This window comes from Pseudomonas sp. K2I15, from assembly GCF_002204795.1.
GTDB lineage: Bacteria > Pseudomonadota > Gammaproteobacteria > Pseudomonadales > Pseudomonadaceae > Aquipseudomonas.
Genome location: NZ_NIXO01000011.1, coordinates 126,854 through 136,271, shown reverse-complemented (window position 1 = coordinate 136,271; position 9,418 = coordinate 126,854). Strand labels below are relative to the sequence as shown.

Annotated in this window: 3 protein-coding genes; all 3 read left to right on the top strand. The window is 62.5% G+C overall.

Going from position 1 to position 9,418, the window contains the following annotated elements; genetic code table 11:
• Positions 1 to 213: 213 nt before the first annotated feature.
• From recC to recD, 3 genes are read left to right on the top strand one after another with little or no spacing between them, the layout of a single operon-like run.
• Positions 214 to 3,663, top strand: a complete 3,450-nt coding sequence (gene recC / locus CEC48_RS10080; protein ID WP_088423600.1) for an exodeoxyribonuclease V subunit gamma — start codon at positions 214 to 216, stop codon at positions 3,661 to 3,663.
• Entirely contained in the window at positions 3,660 to 7,337 is a 3,678-nt protein-coding gene (recB, locus tag CEC48_RS10075) for an exodeoxyribonuclease V subunit beta (RefSeq protein WP_088423599.1), read from the top strand. Before recC ends, recB begins: the two co-directional genes overlap by 4 nt.
• Complete coding sequence (gene recD / locus CEC48_RS10070) at positions 7,334 to 9,385, top strand: exodeoxyribonuclease V subunit alpha (RefSeq protein WP_088423598.1); 2,052 nt, start codon at positions 7,334 to 7,336, stop codon at positions 9,383 to 9,385. Before recB ends, recD begins: the two co-directional genes overlap by 4 nt.
• Positions 9,386 to 9,418 lie beyond the last annotated feature (33 nt).

Sequence of the window (9,418 nt, the reverse complement as noted above, 5' to 3'; positions counted from 1 at the left end):
GGTACAGATACACTTTTTCGACTTTGGCATCGGGTCGCATCATGGCGAGCTGGCTCCTGAGGGAATCGGGAGCACAGCATCCGGGATCCGATAAGCGCTTTGAATGTGGGGTTTATGGAGCGCTTACAGTTCTTCGCGAGCAAGCTCGCTCCTACATACCGCCTTCAATGTTAAAGTCCATCCCTCGATTTTGCTTTTCCCAAGGAAGCCGTTATGCCGGATGCGACGTCCCTCAGTGCTGGATTCATGGTGGTTCACGGCAACCGCCTGGATGAATTGCGCAGCCTGGTCGTCAGTTGGATGCGTCGCTACCCGCTGGCTCCTCTGGAAAACGAAATCGCCCTGGTACAAAGCAACGGCATTGCCCAATGGCTGAAACTGGCGCTGGCTGAAGACCCTGAAGATGACGACATGGGCGGTTGCGGCATCGCTGCGGCTATCGACGTGCAACTTCCCGGCAGCTTCATGTGGCAGCTCTATCGCATGGTCCTGGGCAAGGATGAAATCCCGCCCAAGTCCCTGCTCGATAAAGCCCCACTGACCTGGCGCCTCATGCGCCTGCTCCCCGAACTGATCGACCAGCCCCACTTCGAGCCCCTGCAACGCTTCCTGACCCACGACACGGATCTGCGCAAACGCTACCAACTGGCAGAACGCCTGGCTGATCTGTTCGACCAATACCAGGTCTACCGTGCTGACTGGCTGGAAGATTGGGCCGCTGGCCGCCACCAACTGCGCAATGGCCGAGGCGAATCCAAACCGCTTAGCTCGGCCAACTGCTGGCAAGCCGAACTATGGCGTGCGCTGCTGCTGGATGTCGGAGAGGAGGGCATGGCCCAGAGTCGCGCCGGTGTTCACCAGCGCTTTATCGAGCGCATCAACACCCTCGAAAAAGCGCCGGCTGGCCTGCCCTCACGGGTGATCGTCTTCGGCATTTCTTCGCTGCCAGCCCAAGCCCTGGAAGCGCTCGCCGGCCTCGCGCGCTTCAGCCAAGTCCTGCTGTGCGTGCACAACCCATGTCGCCACCACTGGTCCGATATCGTCGCCGACAAAGACCTGCTGCGAAACGAATACAAACGCCAGGCCCGCAAAGCCGGAATGCCAATCACCATCGACCCGCAAACTCTGCACCAGCACGCCCACCCGTTGCTCGCGGCCTGGGGCAAGCAAGGTCGCGACTACATCAACCTGCTGGACAGTTACGACGACCCCAACAGTTACCGCTCGGCATTCCGCGACGGCCGTATCGACCTGTTCAGCGACAGCGAGCCCACCACCTTGCTCAATCAGCTCCAGGACGACATCCTCGAACTGCGCCCGCTCAACGAAACCCGCGAGCTGTGGCCAAGCGTCGATCTGGAGCACGACACCTCCATCCGATTCCACATTGCCCACAGCGCCCAGCGCGAAGTGGAAATCCTCCACGACCAATTACTCCAGCGCTTCAGCGTCGACCCCACATTGCGTCCACGGGACATCATCGTCATGGTCCCCGACGTCGACAGTTACGCGCCGCACATTCGCGCCGTATTCGGCCAGATTGAAAGAAGCGACCTGCGCTTCATTCCATTCACGCTGACAGACCAAGGCCAGCGCGGCCGCGACCCATTGCTGATCGCCGTCGAGCACCTGCTCAAGCTCCCCGACAGCCGTTTCCCGGTCAGTGAAATCCTCGACCTGCTCGACGTCCCCGCTTTACGCGAACGCTTCGCCATCAAGGAACGCGACCTGCCGACCCTGCACCGCTGGATCGAAGGCGCGGGCATCCGCTGGGGCCTCAACGCCGAACAGCGCGCGGGTCTCGGCTTGCCCAATGAGCTGGAGCAAAACAGCTGGCGATTTGGCCTGCGTCGCATGCTCTTGGGATATGCCGTCGGCACGGGTTCCGCCTGCGACGGCATCGAGCCTTACGATGAAATCGGTGGCCTTGACGCCGCACTGATCGGCCCGCTGGTCGCGCTGCTTGACGCATTGCACGACGCCCACCAGGCACTGTCACAACCCGCCGCACCGAGAGAGTGGGGTGAGCGCCTGCAAAACCTGATGCAGTTGTTCTTCCTACCGAGCAACGAGCACGACGACTACCTTCTCGGTCAGCTTGAGCAACTGAGAGAAACCTGGCTTGAGACCTGCGAGTCCGTCGGCCTGCACGACGAATTACCCCTGACCGTAGTCCGCGAGGCCTGGCTGGCCGGGCTTGACCAAGGCCGACTGTCTCAACGCTTCCTTGCAGGTGCTGTCAATTTTTGCACCCTGATGCCCATGCGTGCGATCCCGTTCAAGCTAGTCTGCCTGCTCGGCATGAACGACGGCGACTACCCACGCGCCCAACCGCCGCTGGACTTCGACCTGATGGGCAGCGACTACCGCCCGGGCGATCGCTCACGCCGTGAAGACGACCGCTACCTGCTGCTCGAAGCCCTGCTTTCGGCCCGCGACCAGCTCTACATCAGCTGGGTTGGCCGCAGCATTCGCGACAACAGCGATCGCCCGGCCTCCGTCCTGATCGGTCAGTTGCGCGACCACATCGCCAGCGGCTGGCACACCACCAGCGGCGAGCCACTCCTGGAAGCCACCACCCAGGAACACCCGCTGCAACCCTTCAGTGCCCGCTACTTCCACGAGGGCGACGACCTCTTCAGCTACGCCCGCGAATGGCAATTGCTCCACGCAACCCCGGACAATCTCCCCGATACTGGCAGCCTTGCACCCTACATCCAGGAAGAGCCGCTGAGCCTCGGCCAACTGCAAGACTTCCTGCGCAACCCGGTTAAACACTTCTTCAGCCAGCGCCTGAAAGTGTTTTTCGAAGCCGCCGAAGTCCCGCTGGAAGATGAAGAACCCTTCGTCCTTGACGCACTGCAGCGCTACAGCCTCAGCGACAGGTTGCTCGCCGCCGCGCTGACCCGGCCCGACAACCTCGACGAAGCCCTCAACGCCCAGGCCCTTCGCCTACAAGGTAGCGGCTTGCTGCCAATGGTCGGTTTCGGCGAATGCCTGCGCAAAGAACTGATCGAGCCGTTGCCTGATTTGTTGCAGCGTTACCAACAACTCCTGGCACTCTGGCCCACCCCGCACACAAGCGCTGAACCGGTCAGTTTTGAGCATCAAGGCATTCAGCTTGAAGGTTGGATCAGCGGCCTGCACCAACGTAGCGACGGTAGCTTCCTAAGCGTTACCGCCATCCCCAACAGCATCGGCTCGATCAAGACCCGCAAGTGGCACCGACTGATTCGCCCGTGGGTAAATCACCTGGTGGCCTGCGCCTGCGGATTGCCATTAAGTACCGGGCTGGTCGCCAGCGATGACACGTTGCTATTGGCCCCGCTGGAGCAAGCCACCGCCCAGGAACTCCTCGGCAACCTGCTGCTCGCGTGGAAAACCGGCATGAGCGAGCCACTGCCGATTGCCGTCAAAACAGCCTTCGCCTGGCTCGGCCAAACCGACCCGGCCAAAGCGCAAGCTGCCGCCAGCAAAGCCTACGAAGGCGACGGCCAAACCACCGACGGCGAGCGCCGTGAAAGCCCCGCGCTCACCCGCCAGTTCCCCGACTACGCCGCGCTGATGGCCAACGAAGAGTTTGAAGGCTGGTGCGAAACGCTCTATCGACCATTGATCAACGCCCCCTGGCGATCACTCACCCGTGCGGAGGCCAGCGCATGAGCGACACAAAACCCCTGGCCCTGGCCTTCCCGCTCAAGGGCAGCCAACTGATCGAAGCCAGCGCCGGTACAGGCAAGACCTTCACCATCTCGGCGCTCTACCTGCGCCTGGTACTCGGCCACGGCGGTGACGAATCGGGTTTCGGCCGTGAGTTGCTGCCGCCACAAATCCTCGTCGTAACGTTCACCGACGCCGCCACCAAAGAGCTGCGTGAACGTATCCGCATCCGCCTGGCAGAAGCCGCGCGGTTTTTCCGCGAAGAAATCGAAGAACCCGACGCGTTGATCGCCGAACTGCGCGACCAATACAGCCGCGAACAATGGCCCGGCTGCGCCAACCGCCTGGACATCGCCGCACAATGGATGGACGAAGCCGCTGTCTCGACCATCCACAGTTGGTGCCAGCGCATGCTGCGCGAACACGCCTTCGACAGCGGCAGCCTGTTCACCCAGACCCTGGAGACCGACCACAGCGACCTGCTTGGCGAAGTGCTACGCGACTACTGGCGACTGTTCTGCTACCCGATGCACGACGATGCGCTGAACTGGGTGCGCAACAATTGGGGCGGCCCGGCAGCGCTGATGCCACGGGTACGCGCGCTGTTCGGCAGCGAACGGCCCACCGACGAAACCCGTGAACCCGCCGAGCTGATCAACGCCTGCCTGCAAGAGCGCCGCCAAGCCCTCGTTGCGCTCAAAGCGCCCTGGCAGCAATGGGCACAAGAGCTACGCAATATCTGCCTCCAGGCCGTCGCCGCCAAAGCCGTCGATGGCCGCAAGATGCAACCTCGTTACTTCGAACCGTGGTTCGAAAAAATCAGTGCCTGGGCCGCTGACGAATCCCTCGAACAACTGGACATCGGCACCGGCTTCACCCGGCTGACGCCCGACGGCATGGCCGAAGCCTGGAAAGGCGAGCCGCCGCGCCACCCTGGAATCGACGCCATGGCCGGTCTAAAGGCCAGTCTCGACGCCCTGCCAACGCCTGATGCGGCCGTGCTGCAACACGCCGCCGGCTGGGTAGGAAAACGCTTCGAAGAAGAAAAACGCCGCCGCGCCGAAATGGGCTTCGACGACATGCTGATCCGCCTAAATGCCGCGCTACAGGCCGACGGCGGCGAGCGCTTGGCCAGTGTGATCCGCGAGCAATTCCCGGTCGCCTTGATCGATGAATTCCAGGACACCGACCCGGTGCAATACAGCATCTTCGACAGCATCTACCGCATCGAAGAAAACCACCTGGATAGTGGCCTGTTCCTGATCGGCGACCCGAAGCAGGCGATCTACGCGTTCCGTGGCGCCGACATTTACACCTACCTGCGCGCGCGCCAATCCACCACCGGCCGCCATCACACTTTGGGCACCAACTTCCGTTCGAGCCACGCCATGGTCGAGGCGGTAAACCATGTGTTCCAGCGCGCAGAAAAAGGCCGTGGCGCATTCCTGTTCCGCGAGCCCGACGGTACGAATCCGGTGCCGTTTCAGTCGGTATTGTCCCAGGGCCGCAAGGAACAACTGCAGGTCAACGGTCAGACGTTGCCCGCGCTGAACCTCTGGCACCTGCCCACCGACCAGCCGATCTCCGGCGTGCTTTACCGACAACAGCTGGCAGCTTCGTGCGCAAGCCAAATCGTCGCCTTACTCAACGGCGGCCAACAGGGGACTGCGGGATTCCTGAGCAAAGACGATAGCTTCAAAGGCGTGCTGCCGTCAGACATCGCCATCCTGGTGCGCGACGGCAAGGAGGCCCAGGCCGTGCGCGGTGAGCTGGCTGCCCGTGGTGTGCGTAGCGTGTACCTGTCCGACAAGGACTCGGTGTTCGCCGCCCAGGAAGCCCACGACCTGCTGGCCTGGCTCAAGGCCTGCGCCGAGCCGGACGTCGAGCGCCCGCTGCGCGCCGCCCTGGCCTGCGTCACCCTGAACCTGTCGCTGCCGGAATTGGAACGTCTGAACCAGGACGAACTGGCGTGGGAAAAACGCGTGATGCAGTTCCGCGACTACCGCACGATCTGGCGCACCCAAGGCGTGCTGCCGATGCTGCGGCGCCTGCTGCACGACTTCAAATTGCCGCAAACCCTGATCACTCGCAGCGATGGCGAACGGGTACTGACCAACCTGCTGCACCTCTCGGAATTGCTGCAGCAGGCAGCGGCAGAGCTGGACGGCGAGCAGGCACTGATTCGCCACCTGGCTGAACATCTCGCGCTCTCCGGGCAGGCCGGCGAAGAGCAGATCCTGCGGCTTGAAAGCGATGAGCAATTAGTCAAAGTGGTGACGATCCACAAGTCCAAGGGCTTGGAGTACGACCTGGTTTTCCTGCCATTCATCTGCTCGGCAAAACCGGTAGACGGCAGCCGCTTGCCGTTGCATTACCACGATGCAAACGGCAAATCCCAAGTCAGCCTCAAGCCTACCGCCGAGTTGATCGCCCAAGCCGACGATGAACGCCTGGCCGAAGACTTGCGTCTGTTTTACGTGGCACTGACCCGCGCCAAACATGCCTGCTGGCTGGGCATCGCCGACCTGAAGCGCGGCAATAACAACAGCTCGGTGTTGCACCTGTCGGCCCTGGGCTACTTGCTCGGCGGCGGTACTTCACTGGGCGAATCCACCGGCCTCACCCGCTGGCTGCTCGATTTGCAGGAAGGTTGCGCGGCGCTGCATTACGCAGAAATACCCGAGGCCGATGCGGTTGTATTCCACCCGCCGCGCAACGAAGCCACCTTGCTCGCGCCGCTGCTGCCCAAACGCAAGGCGGCAGAAAACTGGTGGATCGCGTCCTACAGCGCCCTGCGCATCGGCGAAAGCATGAGCGCCGCGAGCCTCGAAGCGCCGGAAAGCCCACAAGCGCAGAAACTGTTCGACGACGAACGCCTCGACCCGGATGCCCCGCGCGAAGTCCCGGCATCCGGCGGCGATATTCACCGTTTCCCACGCGGGCCGAACCCCGGCACCTTCCTCCATGGGCTGCTGGAATGGGCGGGCGGCGAAGGCTTCAATGTCACCCCTGACGCCATCGAAGATGCGGTCGCCCGCCGCTGCAACCGACGCGGTTGGGAAGGCTGGATCGGCACCCTCGGCGGTTGGCTTGGGCACCTGTTGCAAGCCCGGTTGCCGCTGGGCAATGGGCAAATGGCCCTCAGCGAGTTGCTGCAGTACCAGATCGAAATGGAGTTCTGGTTCGCCAGCCACAAGGTCGATGTCCTCGCGCTCGACAAACTGGTGTGCCAGCACACACACAATGGCGTATCGCGCGTGGCCGCCGAACCGGTGTTGCTCAACGGCATGTTCAAGGGCTTTATCGACCTGACCTTCGAACACGAAGGCCGCTACTACGTAGCCGACTACAAATCCAACTGGCTCGGTCCCGACGATTCGGCCTACACGCAACAGGCCATGGAACTGTCGATCCTCGACCATCGTTACGACCTGCAATACGTACTTTACCTGCTGGCCCTGCATCGCCAGCTCAAGGCTAGACTGCCGGATTACGACTACGACCGCCACGTCGGCGGTGCGTTGTACCTGTTCCTGCGCGGCACCCATTCCGCGAGCCAGGGCGCGTATTTCACCCGGCCACCCCGGGAACTGATCGAAAGCCTGGACCTACTGTTCCAGGGCAAACCGCTACCACCCAAGGCCGAGCCCGCCTGGGAACAAGGAGTGTTGCTATGAGCCTGTCGCCGTTACCGCTCGAGGAACTGACGCCTCTGAGCCGCGCCGCCGACCTGGTGCAATTGCTCGATCTCTGGGTGCAGCGCGGCTGGTTGCGGGCATTGGATAAAGCCTTTGTCGGCTTCCTCCACGAGCTAGATCCGCAGGCTGATCCATTGGTGCTGCTGGCCGCTGCCCTGACCAGCCACCAACTGGGCCACGGCCACGTGTGCCTGGACCTGTTCGAAACTCTCAAGGCCCCCGATTTCGCGCTGTCGCTACCGCCCGAAGGCGATGCGCAAACCGGGGCCATGCTGCTGCCATCGCAATTGCTTGAAGGCCTGGACGGCGCCCATTGGTGCCACGCCCTGGCCGAGAGCCGTCTGGTGGCACTGGCCGTCGATGGCAGTGAAGACGCGCAAGGCCGGCCACTGGTGCTGTCGGGCAAGCGTTTGTATTTGCGCCGCTACTGGACCTATGAACGGCGCATCGACACTGCCCTGCGATTGCGACTCGCCACCCGCGAAAGCGTTGCCGATGATCTGCCTGAACGCCTGAATCGCTTGTTCGACCAAGCCCCGCCGGACGGCGTCGTCGACTGGCAAAAACTCGCCTGCGCCCTGGCCACCCGTGGTGCATTCAGCATCGTCACCGGCGGCCCCGGCACCGGCAAGACCACCACGGTGGTGCGCTTGCTCGCGTTATTGCAGGCGCCAGCGGTGGAGAACGGCAGCGCATTGCGTATCCGTCTGGCAGCGCCCACCGGCAAGGCGGCCGCACGCTTGACCGAGTCCATCAGCCAGCAAGTGCTGTCGCTGAAAGTGCCTGACGCGGTGAAGGAAAAAATCCCGACCCAGGTCACCACCGTCCACCGTTTGCTGGGCAGTCGGCCTGGCACTCGACACTTCCGGCATCACATTGGCAATCCGTTGCCCCTGGATGTATTGGTAGTGGACGAAGCCTCGATGATCGACCTGGAAATGATGGCCAATCTGCTGGACGCTTTGCCGCCTCACGCCCGTTTGGTGCTGTTGGGTGACAAGGATCAGTTGGCCTCGGTTGAAGCCGGCGCGGTGCTGGGGGATTTGTGCCGCGACGCCGAAGCCGGTTTCTACAGCCCGCAAACCCGTCAGTGGCTGCAACAGGTCAGCGGCGAAGACCTTGGCGCCAGCGGCCTGCAGGAAGACCTCGACGGTAGTCATCCATTGGCGCAACAAGTGGTAATGCTGCGTTACTCGCGCCGTTTCGGCGAAGGCAGCGGCATTGGCCAACTCGCCCGCTGGGTCAACCAGCAAAACGCTGAGCAGGCCCGCAAACTGCTGGCCGCCCGTAGCCACGCCGACCTGTTTTGCGTCAGCCTCAAGGGCGAGCACGACCATGCCCTGGAGCGCCTGGTGCTCGACGGGCACGGCGACGGTGCCCACGGTTACCGGTATTACCTGAAGTTGCTACAGACCGCTCGCCCATCCCTCGACACGCCCCGGGATGACGAAGCCTGGACCCACTGGGCGCAAAAACTGCTGAAAGCCTTCGACGCATTCCAGCTGCTCTGCGCTGTACGCAAAGGCCCGTGGGGTGTCGAGGGCTTGAACCTGCGCATCACCGCCGCGCTGCTCAGGGCGCGGCTGATCGACAGCGACCAGCAATGGTACGAAGGGCGACCGGTTTTGATGACCCGCAACGATTACGGCCTGGGCCTGATGAACGGCGATATCGGCATCGCCCTGAAACTGCCCGAAAGTGATGGCGGGCCGCAGGTGCTGCGTGTGGCGTTCCCGCGCAACGATGGCCAGGGCGGTGTGCGTTTTGTGCTGCCCAGCCGGCTCAACGATGTGGAAACGGTGTACGCAATGACGGTGCACAAATCCCAGGGCTCGGAGTTCACCCACACTGCGCTGATCCTGCCGGACGCCTTGAACCCGGTGCTCACCAAAGAGTTGATCTACACCGGCATCACCCGCGCCAAGGACTGGTTCAGCCTGATCGAACCCCGGGGCGGCGTGTTCGAAGAGGCGGTGCGCCGCAAGGTGAAGCGCTTGAGTGGGCTGATGTTGGAGCTGGGTACGTGATTGATGAAAAAACTGACCAATGGGTCATCACTC

Coding starts and splice junctions, on each gene's coding strand:
- recD (WP_088423598.1), top strand. CDS start 7,334: ATGAGCCTGTCGCCGTTACCGCTCGAGGAACTGACGCCTCTGAGCCGC.
- recB (WP_088423599.1), top strand. CDS start 3,660: ATGAGCGACACAAAACCCCTGGCCCTGGCCTTCCCGCTCAAGGGCAGC.
- recC (WP_088423600.1), top strand. CDS start 214: ATGCCGGATGCGACGTCCCTCAGTGCTGGATTCATGGTGGTTCACGGC.